This window comes from Serratia sp. SA088 (genome assembly GCF_049065515.1).
In the GTDB taxonomy this organism is placed as follows: domain Bacteria; phylum Pseudomonadota; class Gammaproteobacteria; order Enterobacterales; family Enterobacteriaceae; genus Serratia; species Serratia nematodiphila.
Window position 1 is genome coordinate 822,822 of sequence record NZ_JBAKGW010000001.1, and the last position, 17,463, is coordinate 840,284.

15 protein-coding genes and 1 riboswitch are annotated in these 17,463 nt (G+C 60.7%); of the genes, 8 read left to right on the forward strand and 7 right to left on the reverse strand.

What is annotated here, in order from left to right; all coding sequences use genetic code 11:
- Positions 1-187 precede the first annotated feature (187 nt).
- Entirely contained in the window at positions 188-436 is a 249-nt protein-coding gene (locus tag ACOWVD_RS04060; protein WP_004938127.1) for a glycine zipper domain-containing protein, read from the reverse strand.
- A gap of 221 nt (positions 437-657) precedes the next feature.
- Between ACOWVD_RS04060 and ACOWVD_RS04065 the strand changes: the two genes are divergently transcribed.
- A complete protein-coding gene (locus tag ACOWVD_RS04065) occupies positions 658-2,154 on the forward strand; it encodes an alpha/beta hydrolase (RefSeq protein WP_164094925.1) in 1,497 nt (498 codons plus the stop codon).
- A gap of 32 nt (positions 2,155-2,186) precedes the next feature.
- On the opposite strand, the gene ACOWVD_RS04070 is transcribed toward ACOWVD_RS04065, so the two are convergent.
- The 3 genes from ACOWVD_RS04070 to ACOWVD_RS04080 are packed head-to-tail and all read right to left on the reverse strand — an operon-like array spanning position 2,187 to position 5,854.
- Positions 2,187-3,224: an ABC transporter ATP-binding protein gene (locus tag ACOWVD_RS04070; RefSeq protein ID WP_164094926.1), complete on the reverse strand. Its 1,038-nt coding sequence runs from the start codon at positions 3,222-3,224 to the stop codon at positions 2,187-2,189.
- Positions 3,221-4,804 carry an ABC transporter permease subunit gene (locus ACOWVD_RS04075; RefSeq protein ID WP_197799160.1) on the reverse strand — a complete coding sequence of 528 codons (1,584 nt, stop codon included), beginning with the start codon at positions 4,802-4,804 and terminating at the stop codon, positions 3,221-3,223. Before ACOWVD_RS04075 ends, ACOWVD_RS04070 begins: the two co-directional genes overlap by 4 nt.
- Before the next feature lie 33 nt (positions 4,805-4,837).
- Positions 4,838-5,854, reverse strand: coding sequence for an iron ABC transporter substrate-binding protein (locus tag ACOWVD_RS04080; protein ID WP_004938115.1), 1,017 nt, complete (start codon positions 5,852-5,854; stop codon positions 4,838-4,840).
- 412 nt (positions 5,855-6,266) lie between these two features.
- On the opposite strand from ACOWVD_RS04080, the gene ACOWVD_RS04085 reads away from it, so the two are divergent.
- From ACOWVD_RS04085 to ACOWVD_RS04105, 5 genes are all read left to right on the forward strand, one after another.
- The gene (locus tag ACOWVD_RS04085; protein WP_197799161.1) at positions 6,267-7,886 is read left to right on the forward strand and encodes an ABC transporter substrate-binding protein; all 1,620 of its coding nucleotides are present in this window, start codon (positions 6,267-6,269) and stop codon (positions 7,884-7,886) included.
- Positions 7,887-8,028: 142 nt separating this feature from the next.
- Positions 8,029-8,202: riboswitch (M-box (ykoK) riboswitch) on the forward strand.
- Positions 8,203-8,277: 75 nt separating this feature from the next.
- Positions 8,278-9,300, forward strand: a complete 1,023-nt coding sequence (locus ACOWVD_RS04090; RefSeq protein ID WP_048323604.1) for a magnesium transporter — start codon at positions 8,278-8,280, stop codon at positions 9,298-9,300.
- A 138-nt stretch (positions 9,301-9,438) separates the two neighbouring features.
- Positions 9,439-9,522, forward strand: coding sequence for a protein MgtS (gene mgtS, locus ACOWVD_RS04095; protein WP_369803928.1), 84 nt, complete (start codon positions 9,439-9,441; stop codon positions 9,520-9,522).
- A gap of 107 nt (positions 9,523-9,629) precedes the next feature.
- Positions 9,630-9,809 carry a hypothetical protein gene (locus tag ACOWVD_RS04100; protein ID WP_004938106.1) on the forward strand — a complete coding sequence of 60 codons (180 nt, stop codon included), beginning with the start codon at positions 9,630-9,632 and terminating at the stop codon, positions 9,807-9,809.
- Positions 9,810-9,835: 26 nt separating this feature from the next.
- Positions 9,836-11,212 (forward strand): cation diffusion facilitator family transporter, encoded by a 1,377-nt coding sequence (locus ACOWVD_RS04105; protein ID WP_049299315.1) that lies wholly within the window; start codon positions 9,836-9,838, stop codon positions 11,210-11,212.
- Here ACOWVD_RS04105 and ACOWVD_RS04110 read toward each other — a convergent pair.
- Both ACOWVD_RS04110 and ACOWVD_RS04115 read right to left on the reverse strand, forming a co-directional pair.
- Positions 11,155-12,000 (reverse strand): inositol monophosphatase family protein, encoded by an 846-nt coding sequence (locus ACOWVD_RS04110; protein WP_049240941.1) that lies wholly within the window; start codon positions 11,998-12,000, stop codon positions 11,155-11,157. The genes ACOWVD_RS04105 and ACOWVD_RS04110 overlap by 58 nt on opposite strands.
- A gap of 316 nt (positions 12,001-12,316) precedes the next feature.
- Positions 12,317-14,047, reverse strand: a complete 1,731-nt coding sequence (locus tag ACOWVD_RS04115) for an ABC-F family ATP-binding cassette domain-containing protein (protein ID WP_197799164.1) — start codon at positions 14,045-14,047, stop codon at positions 12,317-12,319.
- 449 nt (positions 14,048-14,496) lie between these two features.
- Here ACOWVD_RS04115 and ACOWVD_RS04120 point away from each other — a divergent pair, with 449 nt between their 5' ends.
- Entirely contained in the window at positions 14,497-16,926 is a 2,430-nt protein-coding gene (locus tag ACOWVD_RS04120; protein ID WP_170310334.1) for a DUF3772 domain-containing protein, read from the forward strand.
- A 48-nt stretch (positions 16,927-16,974) separates the two neighbouring features.
- Here the strand turns inward: ACOWVD_RS04120 and ACOWVD_RS04125 are convergent, their stop codons facing one another.
- Positions 16,975-17,157 carry a hypothetical protein gene (locus ACOWVD_RS04125; RefSeq protein WP_004938091.1) on the reverse strand — a complete coding sequence of 61 codons (183 nt, stop codon included), beginning with the start codon at positions 17,155-17,157 and terminating at the stop codon, positions 16,975-16,977.
- A 197-nt stretch (positions 17,158-17,354) separates the two neighbouring features.
- On the opposite strand from ACOWVD_RS04125, the gene ACOWVD_RS04130 reads away from it, so the two are divergent.
- Positions 17,355-17,462, forward strand: coding sequence for an alpha/beta fold hydrolase (locus tag ACOWVD_RS04130; RefSeq protein WP_370531148.1), 108 nt, complete (start codon positions 17,355-17,357; stop codon positions 17,460-17,462).
- Position 17,463: the final 1 nt, after the last annotated feature.

Sequence of the window (17,463 nt, forward strand, 5' to 3'; positions counted from 1 at the left end):
ACAGCATGGATAATGGTGATAATCCTCATAGGGTTATCCGTCGGATCGCAGAGCCTCGCTCTGGTCACAAACTAATCGTAGTTGAAGGCGTTGGTTTTTTTAAGCGATGGCTGTGATAGATGAAAGTTTGCACACAGGCGAAAAAAAGGCCCGTAACGGGCCTGTTGTCGAGCGGCGCGTTCGCCGCTTATTTGCGTCCCAGCAGGAAGCCGAAAACGATGCCGACCGCCGCCGCAACGGCCACGCCGGCCAGCGGGTTGGCTTCCACCTGCGTTCTTACGCTGTCCGCGGCGTCTCGGGCGGCATAGCTGGCCTGGGAGGCGTATTTGCGCGCCGCGCCGCGCACCTGATGCTCCGGCGAATCAACGGCTTTGCCGAACGCTTCTTCTACCGCGCCTGCGGCTTCATTGGCTTTGTCTTCCGCTTTTCCAAACATGCTGCTCTCCTGTTCCTTGTGGGATAATGAACCCTAAGCCTAGCAGGCAAACGACGTTTTTTGCAGCATTCTGTGCGTTATAAGAGCAATCCGAGCAGAGAAAAGTCTTGCCGGGCGCGCGGTGACGGCTTCACCCGCGCGGCTTTTTGTGTTCTATTGGCTAGCGGTTTAACCGGGTACCGTTACCCTTTGACCGATTCGTTGAGTTGAAAGGACTCCCCATGTCAGTACTGCGTATTCTGGCGCTGCTCGCCGCGACTGCCGCCGCGTTGCCCGCTCAGGCTAAGCCTGCGCTCCACGGGGCGGCGGCCGGAAACGGCATTCGTTGGCAATCTTGTCTCAACAGCGGCTTTCAGCGTTGGTTCGATGAGGCGCCGCCGCCGGGGCTGCGCTGTGGCTATCTCGAGGTGCCGCTGGCGTACGCCACGCCGCCCGCTCATACCGTGCAGGCGGGCGAACAGACCGTGCGCCTGGCGCTGACCCTGCTGCCCGCCACCGGGCCGAAAAAGGGCAGCGTGGTGACGATCAGCGGCGGGCCGGGCCTGCCGGGCATCAACCCCTATTTAGGCAACGACGCCCACGTCGCCAGGCTGCGTAAATCCTACGACATCATCGGTTACGATCCGCGCGGCGTCGGCCAATCGACGCCGAAAATCTCCTGCCAGCTGGCCGAAGGTGACGAACGCCCTGAACCGGACGACAACGACGTGGCCGGCGCGGAGAACCAGACGCGCGCCCTGATTGCCGCCTGCATCAAACAGACCGGCGCGGACGTGCTGCAACATATCGGCACCGACGAAGCGGTCAACGATCTGAATGCGATCCGCCACGCGCTGGGCGAGCCAGGGCTGACGGCGGTGGCGTACTCTTACGGCACCAAGGTGGCGGCGCTGTATGCCGAGCGTTTTCCGAAGAAAACGCGCGCGCTGGTGCTCGACGGGGTGGTGGACCTGGCTGAGGACGATTTCACCCAGCGGCTGAACCAGGAACGGGGTTTCCAGCAAAGCTTCCTGCGCTTCGCCGCCTACTGCGGTAAAACCGACAGCTGTCAGCTGGGCGGCGGCGCCAATCAGGCGCTGCAGCGCTATCACGCCTTGCTGCGCAAGCTGCACGAGCAGCCGTTCGTCACTGCGGCAGGCTATGAAATCTCCGCCGACGACGTGTTGACGGTCACGCGTTCGCTGCTGCTGTGGCCGGAGCGCTGGCATGAGCTGGCCACCGTGCTGCGCCAGCTCGATGCCGGCATCGCCGGGCAGCAGGTTTCCGATCTGATCGACGAAAGCTATTCGCCGGATGCCGATGACGCCCTGAACGTCATCACCTGCGCCGACGTCGCCAACCCGACGGCCGATCCGCAGCAGTTGCGCCGGCAGCGGCAGGAGATCAATACCGCCGCTTTGTATGCCCACTATCTGCCGCTGCACGAATACCCGCTGGAAATGTGCGATCTGTGGCCGTACCGCGGCAAAGATCGGCCGCACACCCCGGTGGCGTCCGCCGCGTTGCCGCCGCTGCTGTTCGTTGCCCAGCGCTACGATCCGACTACCCCGTACCGCAACGCGCAAGTGATGGCCGCCGCCTTTAAAAGCCCGCTGATCACCCGCGAACGCGACGGGCATACGCTGGCGCTGAACGGCATCGACAGCTGCGTTGACGAAAGCGTGGTGGATTATCTGCTGGCGCCGAAAAAGCCGCGCCGCGACAAGATTTGCCGCTGAGAAGGCCGGGGAGCAGCCCGGCCTTAAGTGAGTCAGCCGGCGAAAATATGCGCCTGGCCCATTACGTTGAGAGTGACCTGAGAACCGGGCTGCAGGCCTTCGCGGCTGACGGTTTTGATCTCGATTTGCGCGCCGCCGGCGACCATCCGCAGGTTGAGCGTAGAGACGAAGCCGGCGAAATCGATGCCGGTGATCACCGCCTGGCCGCGCTGCGCCGGATCTGACAAGCCGATTTGAATCTGCTCCGGGCGCAGCATGATGCGCGCCGGGCCGTTGCGTTGGCGATCGTCGACGGCGATGCGCCCCAGTGCGCAGTCGGCCCAGCCGTGCGCCAGTTCGGCGGTCAACACCAGCGTTTCGCCAAGGAAGCTGGCGGTCGGTTCATCGACCGGGCGCAGATAAAGATCCTGCGGCGCGCCCACCTGCGCCAGCCGGCCATTGCGCATCACCGCCACCTGATCGGCGAACGACAGCGCCTCGCTCTGATCGTGGGTGACCAGGATCGACGCTACTTTGGCCTCCGTCAGCAGTTCGGCCACCGCTTTTCGGGTGGCGGCGCGCAGGCCGGTATCCAGCGCCGAGAACGGCTCGTCCAGCAGCATCAGCCGGGGTTGCTGCGACAGAGCGCGCGCCAGCGCGACCCGCTGCTGCTGCCCGCCGGACAGTTCATGCGGCCACAGGGCCGCCAGACGGCGATCCAGCGCCACCATCTCCATTAACGCCTCGATGCGATGCTGTTTCTCGCGTTTGCTGCCCTTGAGGCCAAAACCGATGTTGCCGGCGACGGTAAAGTGCGGGAACAGCGCGCCATCCTGCGGAACGAAGCCGATGCCGCGCAGATGCGCAGGCACCCAGCCGCCGCCGTTGCCCATGGCTTGCCCCTGCAGCAGGATCTGGCCGCCGTCGGGGATTTCAAAGCCGGCGATGATGCGCAGCAGAGTGGTTTTGCCGGAGCCGGAAGGGCCGACGATCGCCGTGCGGCTGCCGGCGGTAACCTGCAGGTCAATATGTTCCAGCACTCTGATGGCGTTGTAAGATTTTCCGATACCGTGCAGTTCGAGCGTGCTCATAGTCCCGCCGTGCGTTTAGATTGAGAATAAAGAAGCCAGGTGAGCGGCAGCGACAGCGCCACCATAATTAGCGCATAAGGCGCGGCGGCGACGTAGTCTATCTCGCTGGTCAGCGCCCAGAAGCCGGTGGCCAGCGTGCGGGTGCCGTTCGGCGCCAGCAGCAACGTGGCGGTCAATTCATTGGCGATCGCCAGGAACACCAGCGCAGCGCCCGCGGCGGCGCCCGGCGCCGCCAGCCGCAGCGTGGTGCTCCACAGCGCCTGCGCTGGCGATTTGCCCAGGCTGCGCGCCACGTTTTCCAACTCCACCGGCGCCTGCGCGATGCCGGCGCGCAGGTTGATCAACGCTCGCGGCATAAACATCAGCAGATACGCCAGCAGCAGGGTGATTTCGGTCTGGTAAATCGGCCGGAAGCTGTGAATGGTGATGGTCACCAGCGCCAGCGCCACCACGATGCCGGGCAGCGAGCTGGTCACGTAGTTGCAGCCTTCCAGTACCCGATACAGCCGGGCCGGATAGCGTACCGACAGCCAGGCCATCGGAATGGCGCACAGGGTGATCAGCAGCGCGCCGGCGGCGGACAGCGACAGCGTTTGCCACAGCGCGGGCCACAGATCGGCGTTGCGCCATACGTCGAGGCCGCCCAGCCACAGCCAGCGGGCCAGGGTGATGAAAGGCACGCCCAACGCCAGCGCGGTCAGCGCGATCGGCAGCAGCAGCGCCAGCGCGGCGAGCGGCGGCGAAAGGCGGCGCGGCGTTTGGCTGCGTGCGCTGCCGGAACCGACGCGGGCATAGCGTGCGCGGCCACGGCTTATGGCCTCAAGCAACAGCAGCCCCAGGCAGCACAGCACCAACACGCCGGCCAGCATGTTGGCCGCCGGGCCGTTGAAGGTCGACTGGAACTGATCGAAGATCGCGGTGGTGAAGGTATCGAAACGGATCATGGCGTACAGGCCATACTCCGCCAGCAAGTGCAACGCGATCAGCAGCGAGCCGCCCCAGACCGCCAGTTTCAGTTGAGGCAATACCACGCGGAAAAACACCGCCGGCGGCCGGGAGCCGAGTGAGGTGGCGACGTCTTCGATACCGGGATCCAGGCGGCGCAGCACGGCGGCGGCCGGCAGGTAGATAAACGGGAAGTAAGCGAGCACCGAGATGAAAACGCCGGCGCCCAGGCCGTGCATCGACGGCACCAGGCTGATCCAGGCATAGCTTTGCACGAAGGCCGGCACCGCCAGCGGCGCGGTCGCCAATACCGCCCAGAGACGGCGGCCCGGCAGCGTGGTGCGTTCGGTCAACCAGGCCAGGGCCACGCCCAGCACGGCGCAAATCGGCAGCGTCAGCACCACCAACAACAAAGTATTCAACAGCAGCTCCGCCACGCGTGGGCGGAAAACCAGTGCTTTGACCGTTTGCCAGCCGGTTTCAACCGCCACGCCGATAACGAATCCCAGCGGCAACAGCGCCAGCAGCGACAGCAACACGGCGCTGACCACCACGATCGCCGCTGGCCGCGGGTGACGGGGGATAGCGGAATAACGCCGCGCGGTCTGCGCGGCGTGGGTACTCAGGTTTGACATAACGATCAAAAACTCTCGGTTTGCCGGCGGGCCTTACAGCAGGCCCGCCTCGGTCATCAGTTCGACAACTTTCTTACTGTTCAACTGCGCGGCGTCTACCTTCGGCGCGTCCAGATCTTTCAGCGGCACCAGTTTCGGGTTAGAGGCCGCACCGACGCCGACGGCGTATTCGAAGGCGTTGTTGGTGCGCAAGATCTCCTGGCCCTGTTTGCCGGTGATCCACTTGATGAACGCCTGCGCCTGCTGCTGATGCTTGCTGGAAGCCAGCACGCCGCCGCCGGAGATGCTGACGAAGGCGCCCGGATCCTGATGTTTGAAGTAATACAGCTTGATGTTGTTGCTGTTCTCGCCGGTTTTCGCGCCATCCACGAACGGGTAGTAGTGATAGATCACGCCGCTGTCGATCTGGCCGGCATTGACCGCTTTCATCACCGTGCTGTTGCCTTTATAGGCGGTAAAGTTGGTTTTCATCGCTTTCAGCCAGTCCAGCGTGGCTTTCTCGCCTTTCAGCTCCAGCAGCGCGCTGACGATCGCCTGGAAATCGGCGCCCGACGGCGAAGCGGCCCAGCGGCCTTTCCATTCCGGCTTGGCCAGATCCAGCAGTGACTTCGGCAGCTGCGCGTCGCTCAGTTTGGCCGGGTTATAAACAAACACGGTAGAGCGGGCGGCGATGCCGATCCAGCGGCCGTGGCTTGGGCGATATTGTGGTTCCACCTGGGCCAGCGTGGCGGCGTCCAGCGGGGCGAACAGCTTGGCGTTATCCACCAACACCATCGCCGGGGAGTTTTCCGTCAGAAACACGTCGGCAGGTGAAGCGCTGCCTTCCTGTACCAGTTGGTTGCCCAGTTCGCTGTCGCCGCCGTTGCGCAGCGTCACCTTGATGCCGGTGTCTTTGGTAAATCCGTCGACCCAGGATTTCACCAGATTTTCATGCTGGGCGTTATAAATAACGATGCCCTGGTCGGCGGAGGCCGCCTGAGCGCCAAAGGCCAGCATCATCGAGGAGGCGAGCAGGGCGACGGGGCCGAGAGATGAAATACGCAGCTTCATGCAGTTATCCTTTTTAGCGTTCGAATGAAGAAAACGAATATCGCCTGGCGAGCGCAAGCAGGCCGATTTTAGCCAAGAACATCAATAATGATAGTGAAAACGATTCGTATTAAATTATTTTTGACGATCGCTCACAAAATGAATTGCCCTAAGGATAAGTTAAGCTTCGGCTGGAATAATCTTGTATTGATTGCCTGAATTTATGTCACCGCCGGTTCACGGCGTTCCTGACGGCAATGCCGGTCTCCGCGTTTATCCTCGTGTCTTTCATCGTTCTGTCGCCAGTACTTCTTTGATAATGAAAGAAATTCAACACCGCTTTTGGTTATGACTCATAGCGATTAATGATTTAATTTATTCCACTGTCTCATTGCATATTAAACGCGATAAAACACTAATCAGGGATATCGACGTGAAATATTCATTTAATGGCAAGAAACTGGCTGGTTTAATCCTCCTGGCTTTTAATGCTACGGCTGCCCATGCCGCAGAGGTGCCGGCAGGCGTTAAACTGGCGGCGGTGCAAGAACTGGTGCGCGCCAACGGGTATGAACCGGCGACGCTGGATCCAAACCTGGCCGAAAGCAATGTGGAGTTCTACATCTTCAACGATCTGTTCGAAGGCTTGCTGCGCGTCGGAAAAGACGGTGAAGTGATCCCGGCACTGGCGCAGACGTGGGAGCATCAGGGCAACGTCTGGACTTTCCATCTGCGGCCGCAGGCCAAATGGTCGAACGGCGATCCGGTGACCGCCGACGATTTTGTATACAGCTGGCGGCGCCTCACCGATCCGAAAACCGCCTCGCCGTACGGCAGCTATCTGGCTTCGGCCTACGTGCTGAATGCGGCGGCGATCAACGCCGGCAGCAAATCGCCGAGCGAGCTGGGCGTCAAGGCGCTGGATGCGCACACTCTGCAGGTGACGCTGTCGGAGCCTAATTCCTATCTGCTCAAGCAACTGGTGCATTTCCCGGTTTTGCCGGTTAACCGCAAGGTGGTGGAGCAGTACGGCAAAAACTGGACGCAGCCGGCGCACTTTGTCGGCAACGGGGCGTTCCGCCTCAGCCAGTGGGTGGTGAACGAAAAGGTGGTGGTGGAACGTAACCCGCAGTATTGGGATAACGCCAATACCGTGCTCAACAAGGTCATCTTCTTGCCGATCCAGGGCTTCCCGGAAGTGGCGCGTTTTCGCGCCGGTGAGGTTGAATTGGGGTATACCACGCCGCCGGAGCTGTATCAGCAGCTGAAAAAAACGCTCGGCGAGCAACAGCTGGTGACCTATCCGCTGCTCTCCACCAGCTATTTCGCCTTCAACAACCGCCAGGCGCCGTTTAACGACGTGCGGGTGCGCCAGGCGCTGAACCTGGCGCTGGACAAAGAGATTATCGCCGGCAAAGTGTTGGGATACGGCCAGCAGCCGGCCTGGACCTTTACCCCAACCGGGGCGGGCGGTTATAGCCTGCAGCCCGGCGCCGCGGCCGGTTTGACGCCGGAACAACGCCACGCCCAGGCGAAGCAACTGCTGGCGCAGGCCGGTTTCAACGCCGAGCATCCGCTGCGCTTTACCGTGCTGTACAGCAATGACGCCACCATTAAGAAGATCGTCATCGCCGCCGCCGCCATGTGGAAAAAGAACCTCGGCGCAGAGGCCACCTTGCAAAGCCAGGAGCGCAAAGTCACGCTGGACAATATCAACCGCGGGCAGTACGGCGTGGCCTTTACTCGCTGGCTGGCGGATTACAACGATCCGTCTACTTTCCTGAACGTGTTCCGTTCCGACAGCAGCGAGAACAGCCCCAAATACCGCAATCCGGAGTACGATCGCATTCTGCATCAGGCGACGGCGGCGCCGACACCGCAGCAGGTGCAGCAGTATTTCCAGCAGGCCGAGGCGGTGCTGGCCGTCGATACGCCGGTCGCGCCGGTTTACTACGAAGCCAACGCCACGCTCATCAAACCTTACGTGAAGGGGATCGACTTTACTCGTCAGGGCGCCTTATACGATAAAAACGTCTACATTCTCGAACACTGAAAAATAAAAAACGGCTGATTTATATCAGCCGTTTTTATAAATGGCCGTTTAATTAACATTATCCTAAATACTCCATAAACGACGGGCAATCTTTTCTTCCCGCCGGATAAAACAACGCCTATACTGCGCCGGTAGTTTATATGCAGTATCTCGTTTGGCGAGGCTCCTATACAAACACAGGTTACTGATCTGACGACATCGAGAGATGCCCAAGGTTAAGACAGGCTTTATCGGATTAAGGTTCAGCCCAAAGTAACTTCCGAGCAACAACTCGGATACGTTGTATAGTGCTAAAACCTGGACGCGGAGATAGGCAGTCTGCACTCCCTCTGTGGTTACGCCCCTATGCGATTCGCTGTTGAAGTTCACAACAGAAATAGGGACTGACAAAATGATCAAGTCACATCAACACTCTTCTTCTCCGGCGCTGAACGCGACTGAAACTCTCGACGAGACTTCGGTCGCCGGTTATATGAACGCCGATTTTATTACCGTTCCCGCAACGATGACGGTCAATCATGCCCGGGAATATTTACTTTCACAGCTCAAAACGGACGAAATTCCCAGCCGGGTATTTATTACCGCGGACGATTATCATCTGCGCGGCACACTGTCGGTGAAAAAACTGTTGCAGTGCGAAGAACAGGATAAAGCCGTCGGTGTAATGATGGATTACAGCTATTTCCAGGTTTCACCCGACGATGACCGTAACGACGTGGCGCATCTGCTGGGCAAAGGCGGTTTGGACGTGGTGCCGGTGGTGGCCAATAACACGCTGGTCGGCGTACTGGGCGAGCGTGAGATCGCCCGGCTGGTCGAGGATGAAAACACCGAGGATGCACAACGCCAGGGCGCGAGCCTGCCGCTGGACAAGCCTTATCTGGAGACCAGCCCGTGGGCGCTGTGGCGCAAACGCTCGGTGTGGCTGCTAATGTTGTTCGTCGCTGAAGCCTACACCGGCAACGTGCTGAAAGCGTTTGAAGATCAGCTCGAAGCGGCGATTGCGCTGGCGTTCTTCATCCCGTTGCTGATCGGCACCGGCGGCAACAGCGGCACCCAGATCACCTCGACGCTGGTGCGCGCCATGGCGCTGGGCGAGGTCAGCCTGCGCAACCTGGGCGCGGTGATCCGCAAGGAGGTCACGACCTCGCTGCTGATCGCCGTCACCATCGGTCTGGCGGCCTGGGTGCGCGCCTGGATCATGGGCGTCGGCATGGAGGTGACGCTGGTGGTCAGCCTGTCGCTGGTGGCGATCACCGTGTGGAGCGCCATTGTTTCGTCGATCATCCCGATGCTGCTGAAACGTCTCGGCATCGATCCTGCCGTGGTGTCGGCGCCGTTTATCGCCACCTTTATCGATGGCACCGGCCTGATTATTTATTTCAAAATCGCCCAACACGTTTTGGGTATTTAAACCGCTCCGCCCGTAAAGGGCGGAAATGTGACAAGCCTGAGGAGGACGTTAAAAACCATGGATGCCGACCAACCCCGATATTTAACGCAAGGGGATTTTATCGATAACATTTAACCTGAGGACAAAATAATGGGAAACATGACTATTTTTATGGGGTTCCTGGCAATGATCAGCTCGTTGGGCCTGTTGGCGGCCTATATGAGCACCAAATGGGATGATTAATGAACGCTAAAGATCCGCCTAGATGCATCCTCCCCGTGATCGCTATTTATTATGGGGAGGATTTAGCGGCGCGCTGAACGCGCGGCCTGATACGGGAGTTGATAATAATGACGATTCTTATTCTGGGATTGCTCTACGCCATTTTAATGATTTCGGTGGGGGTGAATGAGATTTATTTTTATTCCACCGGAAAATCCAATTTTCTTACTAGCCTCATGCTGACTTTCTCTGGCAGTATGCTGCTGATCGCCTTTGTCTGGCAATTATCCTCTAAAGTAAAAAAATAAATCACCGTCCGAATGTGAGCAGCATCATGCAAAATGAAAAACAGGCCGTGGCCAGAAACTCGATGATCGCCAGCGGGTTGCTGGCCACGGGCAAATTCGTCGCCGGCATTTTTACCGGCAGTATTGGCCTGATATCCGAAGGGATCCACTCTTTCACCGATTTTATCGCCACCAGCATCACCTGGCTGGCGGTGCGCATCAGCGATAAACCCGCCGATGACGATCACCACTTCGGCCACGGCAAGGTGGAAAACCTGGCGGCGCTGTTCGAGGTGTTGCTGTTGCTCGGCGCCGCCGGTTGGATCGTCTACGAGGCGGGCAGCAGCCTGCTTGGGCAGCCGCATGAGATCGTCGCGGCGCCGGTGGTGATCGCGGTGCTGCTGATTTCCATCTGCGTCGATTTTTTCCGCGTGCGGGCGCTCAACCGCGTCGCCAGGGCGACCGACAGCGCGGCGCTGGAAGCGGATGCGCTGCATTTCTTCTCCGACATGCTTTCGTCCGGCGTGGTGCTGCTGGGCATGGTGTTTGTGCTGCTGGGCTTTGGCCGTGCGGACGCCATCGCCGCGCTGATCGTCGCCGGTTTTATCTTTGTCGCGGCAATCAAACTGGGTAAACGCTCCTTCGACTCGCTGATGGATGCCGCGCCGGCCGGAGCCACCGAGGCGATTCGCGCCACGCTGGACAGCTTCCCGGCGGTGCTGGCCTGCGACAGCGTGCGTATTCGCAACGCCGGCGCCGTACTTTTTGTCGAGATCACGGTGGCGGTGTGCCGCACCTTGCCGCTGGAGCGCATCGATGCGCTCAAGCGAGAAATCGTCGAACGACTGCGGGAGCAGTATGCCAAGGCGGAGTTTACCGTCATCGCGGTGCCGCAGACCCGCAGCGACGAAGACATGGCGACGCGCATTCGGGCGATCGCCGCCAATCACGGCGCGCAGGTGCAGAACGTCACCTTGCAGCAGTTGCCGACGCGCATGGCGATCGGCATGGATTTGGCTGTGCCGGCCAACGCCAGCGTGGCGCAGGCGCATGATATCGCCACGGAGATAGAAGGGATCCTGCGTCAGGCGATCGGCGAGGACACCGAGATAGAGACCCATCTGGAGCCGCAGACGCCGCACTGGCTGGCCAGCGAGGATGTTTCCGCCGCCGAGCTGGCCGATATCCGGCTGATTTTGCAGTCGGCGCTGGAGCAGGGGGATAAGGTGCAAGACGTGCACAACATCCGGGCGCGCAGAACCGACGGCGGCATCATCGTCAACTTCCACTGCCGGGTGTCGCCGGCGGTAACCATCGCCGCCGCGCACGATGCGGTCGATCGGGTCGAGCGGCGGCTGCGCGCGCTTTATCCGGCCATCTCACGCGCGATAGGGCACGTCGAGCCGATCAAGCCCGGCGTTTGAATCAGCTCGGCCAATTGCGGATAGAGCGCCGCGTTGGCCAGTAGCAGCGGGTTGCCGCGTTGCAGCCCGTTGTGGTGCATAAAGTCATTCGCCACGCCGCCGGCTTCGCGCGTCAGCACCAGCCCAGGCAGGCTGTCCCAGGCGTTCATATGCGGTTCGTAATAGCCTAGCAGGCGCCCGGCGGCCACCTGGGCGGTCATCAACGCGCCGGAGCCGCTGCGCACGAACATGCCGCCCGCCTGCAGCAGGCGACAGAGAAAACCGCTGAATTCCGCCGCCGAGGCGCGCGGTGATATCCCGACGCCCATCACGCCATCCGCGACGCTGCGCCCGGCATGCACGCCGATCGGTTCCCCGTTGAGGAAAGCGCCTTGGCCGCGGCAGGCGCGGAACATCTCGCGGTGGTTGGGATCGTAGACCACGCCGATCGCTGGCTCACCGTCGATCACCACGCCTATCGCGATACACCAGGTATGCAGCCCGTTCAGGAAGCAGGCGGTGCCGTCGATCGGATCGACGACCCAAAGGCAGGCGGCGTTATCGCCGCTGCCGCCGCTCTCTTCGCCGAGAAACCCATCCAGGGGAAAGCGCCGGTTAATCATGCGGCGGATCAGCGCCTCGACGCGGCGGTCGGCCTCGCTGACCACGTCCTGCAGGCCCTGTTTAAACTCGACGGCCAGACTTTGCCGGCGTTGGTAAAAGCTGAAGGCGAGATCGGCGGCGGCGCGGGCGATCTCACGCGCGAAGCGGTAGCGCGCCTCGATGTCCCGTGGAGAGAGTGATGTCATGGAGTGCCTGATAACGAAAAAAAGAATGGCAGTAGCCTGCCAGAGAATGATGAAAGTAATGTGTCGCTCAGCGCTGCGGATAACAAAAGCGCAGCGTGTCGCGCCTCAAGCCGGCGGCGGCACGCGGTTTTTGCAAAGAGGAAAAAACAGGCCGCCGGGCGGCCTTTATACCCTTGCCGGGTTGGCAGAGAGCACCGAATAAAAAACAAGGAAAATCAATTTATTGATTTTCGGCTGATCGCCACAAAGAGGGGAAAAACCACGCTTTTTCCCCTCTTTGTCAATAGCCTGACAGGCCGCCGGGCGGCCTGTGGGATTAGCCCAGATGCAACCGGGCGGTGATGTCGGCAATCTCGCGGCGCCAACGCGCCTGAAGCTCCGGTTTTTGATGCTTCGGTTTACGCGCCAGGTCGGCCTCCAGTTTGCTTTCGAGGGCAAACAGGGCGGTCAGCAACGCCTCTTCGCCTTCCAACTGCGGGTTTGGCGTCGGGGCGTCTGCGTTGGCCTCGTGCGCCGTCGGCAGAGCCGGCGTTTCACCCGCCAGGCGCTGGTACACCGGCGCGAGATCGTGCCACTCCTCCAGTTTTTGCTGGTCTATCAGCCAAAAGCGGTTGCAGCTCTGTTCGATCAGCATCCGATCGTGGGTGACCAGCATGACGGCGCCGGGGAATTGGCGCAGCGTTTCCGCCAGCTCCTCTTTGCCGGCCATATCCAGGTGGTTGGTGGGCTCGTCAAGCAACAGCAGCGAATGGTTGGCCAGCGTCAGGCCGACAAACAGCAACCGCGAACGCTCGCCGCCGCTCAGCGAACGGATCTGCTGATGGTGGCGCAGGTAAGGGAACCCGGCGCCGATCAGCGCCATTTTCCGCTGTTCCTCGGTCAGCGGCGCAAACTGCGCCAGCGCTTCGCTCAACGTGTCTTCATCGCGTAGCTGTTGCAGGCTCTGATCGTAATAGCCGATGCGCACGCGCGGATGGAACAGCGCCGGGCGCTGCGTTTGTTGCTGATACTCGCGCCACAGCAGGCGCAGCAGCGACGATTTGCCGCAGCCGTTGCGCCCGACGATGGCGATGCGATCGCCGCTTTTCACGCGCAGATGTTCCAGGCTGAACAGCACCGGCGCATCCGGCGCCGGGCGCACCGCCCAGTGCGGCAGCGCCAGCAGGCGATCGGCGTCCAGCGCTTCTCCCTGCAGCCGCAGCCGCCACGGGCTGCCGGCGGTCAGGGTGGTCTGTTCTTCCTTCAACCGATCGACGCGCTTCTCCATTTGCTTGGCCTTGCGCGCCAGATCTTCGTTGTCGTAGACCTTGCCCCAGGTCGCCAGGCGCTTGGCGCTTTTTTCCACCCGGTCGATTTCCTTTTGCTCAGCGTGGCGCCGCTGTTCGTCCGCGGCGTCCTGTTCCGCCAGCGCGGTGCGCGCCGCAGAGCAGGGCAAACGGAAGAACTGCAGCGTTTTGTCGCGCAGGATCCAGGTGCAGTTGGTTACCTGGTCGAGCAGGTAGCGATCGTGCGACACCAGCACGAAGCTGCCGGTCCAGTTACGCAAGAACTGTTCCAGCCACAGCAGCGTGGGCAGGTCCAGGTGGTTGCTGGGTTCGTCGAGCAGCAGCAGATCGGGTTGGCGGATCAGCGCGCGCGCCAACAGCAGCCGCGTATGCTGGCCGCCGCTGAGGGTGCCGGCGGTCAACGTCCAGCTCTCTGGTTCAAACCCCAGCTCGGCCAGTAGCGCTTCGCAGCGCCAGCGTTCGCTGAGGTGTTGGCCCGCAGGGAGCCGCGCCAGAACCGCATCCAGCAGGGTATTGGCGTGCAGCTCCGGCGGCAGATGCTGCTCAATGCGCGCCATCAGACATTGATGTGACAATGTCACCGTTCCGGTGTGCGCAGGCAGGTCGCCGCTGAGAATTTGCAGCAGGGTGCTTTTGCCGCAGCCGTTATCGCCGATCAAACCGATGCGGTCGCCTTTTTTCAGGCTGAAGGAAATCTCGCTCAGCAGGACGCCGAACGCGTTGTCGTAACCGACAGATTGTGCAGACAGTAATGTGCTCATTGCTTACTCAAGAGTTACAGGCATGACAATGCCTATCGTCAAATATTGCTGACGACAACCCGGTAAGCCGGAGGGAAGATCCTGGATTTAGTAAGCTTCGCTCAAGCTGGGTTATCGCAGCGCGATACCGGTAATGCTTGAGCGGCGACGATTACCAAAGAAGTGTGAGTGAAAAACCAATTCACACGTCAGCATAGTAAGTCTCCTTTTATTGGTTGCAGGTTAATCGGTGGCTGGATTATAGAGCGCTTCATGCCGTATCGCCAGTGTAAAAGCGCCTGAATTATCAGCAAGCTAAGGCGAGCGCGGGCGCGTGGCACACAATGGGAATAATTACTGTATTTCGGCCGACATTAAGCAGCTATTATAATTAGCGTTTATGGTTAAGCGACGGTTCATCCGCCGCCTGTTCGTCTGTCTATCAGATAATGATGCTGAGCACTGAATTTATGTTAAAGCCTCGCCCGTTCCTGCTGTTGTTATTATTGCTGTTGGGTATGCAACTGACGCCGTTCGCCGCCGTCGCCGCCACCCAGGATGATCCCGCCGCCGAAAGCGCGCCCGATCCCGCTACGCAGCTGAAAGCCGCGCAAAAGCAGTTGGACAGCATGAAGCAGCTGGTTTCCAAAGCGACGACCGACACCCAGCTCAGCAAGCTGCGGTTGGCGACGGACGATCTGGTCGCCAGCATGGATAAATTGTCCGCCGATCTGCAGCCGGTGCAGGAAAAACTGCAGGCGCAGCTGGACGTGCTGGGGCCGGCCCCGGCGGCCGGCGCGCTGCCGGAAACCCCGGCCGTCGCCCAGCAGCGCAATGCGCTGAACAGCAGCAAGAAGCAGTTGGACGATGCGGTAAAACGCGCGCAGGCCATCAAGACCAGCGCCTTCGATCTGGGCCAGCAGATCAGCGATCTGCGTCGGGTGGCGTTCAAAACCCAGCTGGCGCTGAACACCGGCAGCATTTTGGGCGTCAAATTCTGGACGCCGGTGGTGCAGCCGTCAGCGGATGACGTGCAGCGGCTGGACCAGTTCAACGCCGAGATGAAAGCGGCCTGGGACGCCAGTTGGCAGGACGAATGGCGGTACGGCACGCTGGCGTTGCTGGCGCTGGCGGTGATCGTCTGGTCCTGGGGGCGCTATTTGTCCGAGCGTTTCCTCGCCTGGATCAGCATTCGCTTCCTGCCGGACGGGCGCCTGCGCCGCAGCTTTATGGCCATCATCACCGTGGCGGTGACGGTGATCACCACCTCGATTGCGCTGAACCTGCTGTATTACGTCTTTATCCGCGTGCAGCCGCTGCCGGTGATGCTGGAAGACTTCGCCGAAGGCTTTAACCGTCTGGGGATTTTCTGCGCGCTGATCGCCGGGTTGGGGCGTGCGGCGCTGTCGCTGAATCGCCCGTCGTGGCGTCTGGCTTCGCTGGACAATGAAGTGGCCGCCGGGCTGCGTTACTTCTCGCCGCTGCTGGCCGGTCTGGCGCTGGCGTTCGGCACCGTGGAGCTGATCAACAACGTCGTCAGCGCCTCATTGGCCACCACCATCTTCGGCAATGGCCTGGTGGCGGGGCTGATCGGCATGGTGCTGCTGGCGGCGCCGCTGCGCGGCCAGCGCATTCGTCGCCGTCTGGAGCAGCAGGGCGCGCACCTGGAAAAACGCACGCTGGTCGGCGGGCTGGTGCACATCGTCACCCTGGTGTGTTCGGTGGTGATCCTGCTTTCCCTGCTTATCGGCTACATCGCCTTCGCCCGTTTCCTGACCTACCAGCTGATCTGGGTGGTGCTGGTGCTGATGGCGTTCTACTTCATGGTGCTGTTCGCCACCGACCTGTGCGCCGCGCTGTTTTCGCCGCAGACCGTCAGCGGCAAGATGCTGAAGAAAACGCTCAGCTTCAAGGATCGCCATCTGGAGCAGATGTCGATCATCACCACCGCGCTGGCCAAATGTTCACTGTTGCTGTTGATGATTATCGCGTTGTTCAACGGCTCGTTCGGCAGCACCACGCCGGGCTCGCTGATGGAGAAAATCGTCTCCATCCTGACCGGCGAAGGGCTGCAGCGTTTCAACATCGTGCCCGGCAACCTGCTCAACGCCGTGATCTGCCTGGCGATCGGCATCTACATCCTGCGTGCGGTACGGCGCTGGCTTGGCTCTGAGCTGTTGCCGAAGACCATTTCGGACGTCGGCATCCGCGCCTCGCTGGTGACGCTGTTCAGCAATATCGGCTATGTGCTGGTGATTCTGATCACCCTGGCGGCGCTGGGCATCCAGTGGAGCAACCTGGCGTGGATCGTCAGCGCCCTGTCGGTCGGTATCGGTTTCGGTTTGCAGGAGATTGTGAAGAACTTTATTTCCGGCCTGATCCTGCTGACCGAACGCCCGGTGAAGGTCGGGGATATGATCGGCATCGGCGGCGTGGAGGGCGACGTGCGGCGCATCAACGTGCGCGCTACCGAAATCCAGCTCAGCGACCGTTCCACCATGATCGTACCGAACTCGCAGCTGATCTCTCAGAACGTGCGTAACGCCACCATGGGCAACGCGCAAGGCGTGGTGACCATCGCGTTGACGTTCCCGACCTCGATCGATCCGGAGCAGGTGCGCAATATCTTGCTCAGCGCCTATAACGAGTACGAAACCATTCTGGACACGCCGGCGCCTTACGTGCGCTTCAGCCAACTGGGGCCGGACGGCATTATCCTGAGCGTGACCGGCTATGTGCCGAGCCCGCGCATGGTCGGCGCCACCAAGAGCGAACTGCTGTTCAATATCCTCAAGCTGCTGCGCGCGCAGGAAGTGAGCCTGTCCAGCCCGCAGGAAGTGGTATTTATGAAGCAGCAGGCGACGCGATATCAGGCCAATGAAGAGGAGCACTCCTCCTAGTGCCGGTTTGAGGCGGCGGGCCGTTAAGCGACGGCCCGCCGAGCGCGGCTAGTACATCGATGGTTCCACCGATTGCGAGCAGTCGCTGTTGGCGCTGGATTTGGTGCAGGTGTAAGGTTCATTTGGCGATGCCGAAGGCGCATTCGATGGGCCGCCGCCTCCGCCGATACAACCGCTCAGCATCAACGTCAAAAACACGAGAATTATCTTCTTCATCTCACCGTCCTCCATTGCGATTCCTCCTTTAAGTATATGCCGGGAAAGCGAACGGCACCGCTTGCCGCTGCGAACTATACTCCCTGGATGCCGTATTGATGCTCAACCTCGGCGAATGAGGGGAGAAAGATGCAAATCGACGACGATTTGACCCGCTTTGCCGCGCAGGGCGCGCCGCTTACCTGAGCCACCGCATCCCCGGCGTTCGTCTGGTGACGCTGCCGGGGGGCAGCCACTTCGCGCCGCTGCAGCGGCCGGCGTTGTTCAACCGCGCGCTGCTGGATTTTCTCGCCGGTGTGATGCCGCCGCCTGCGCGTTGAC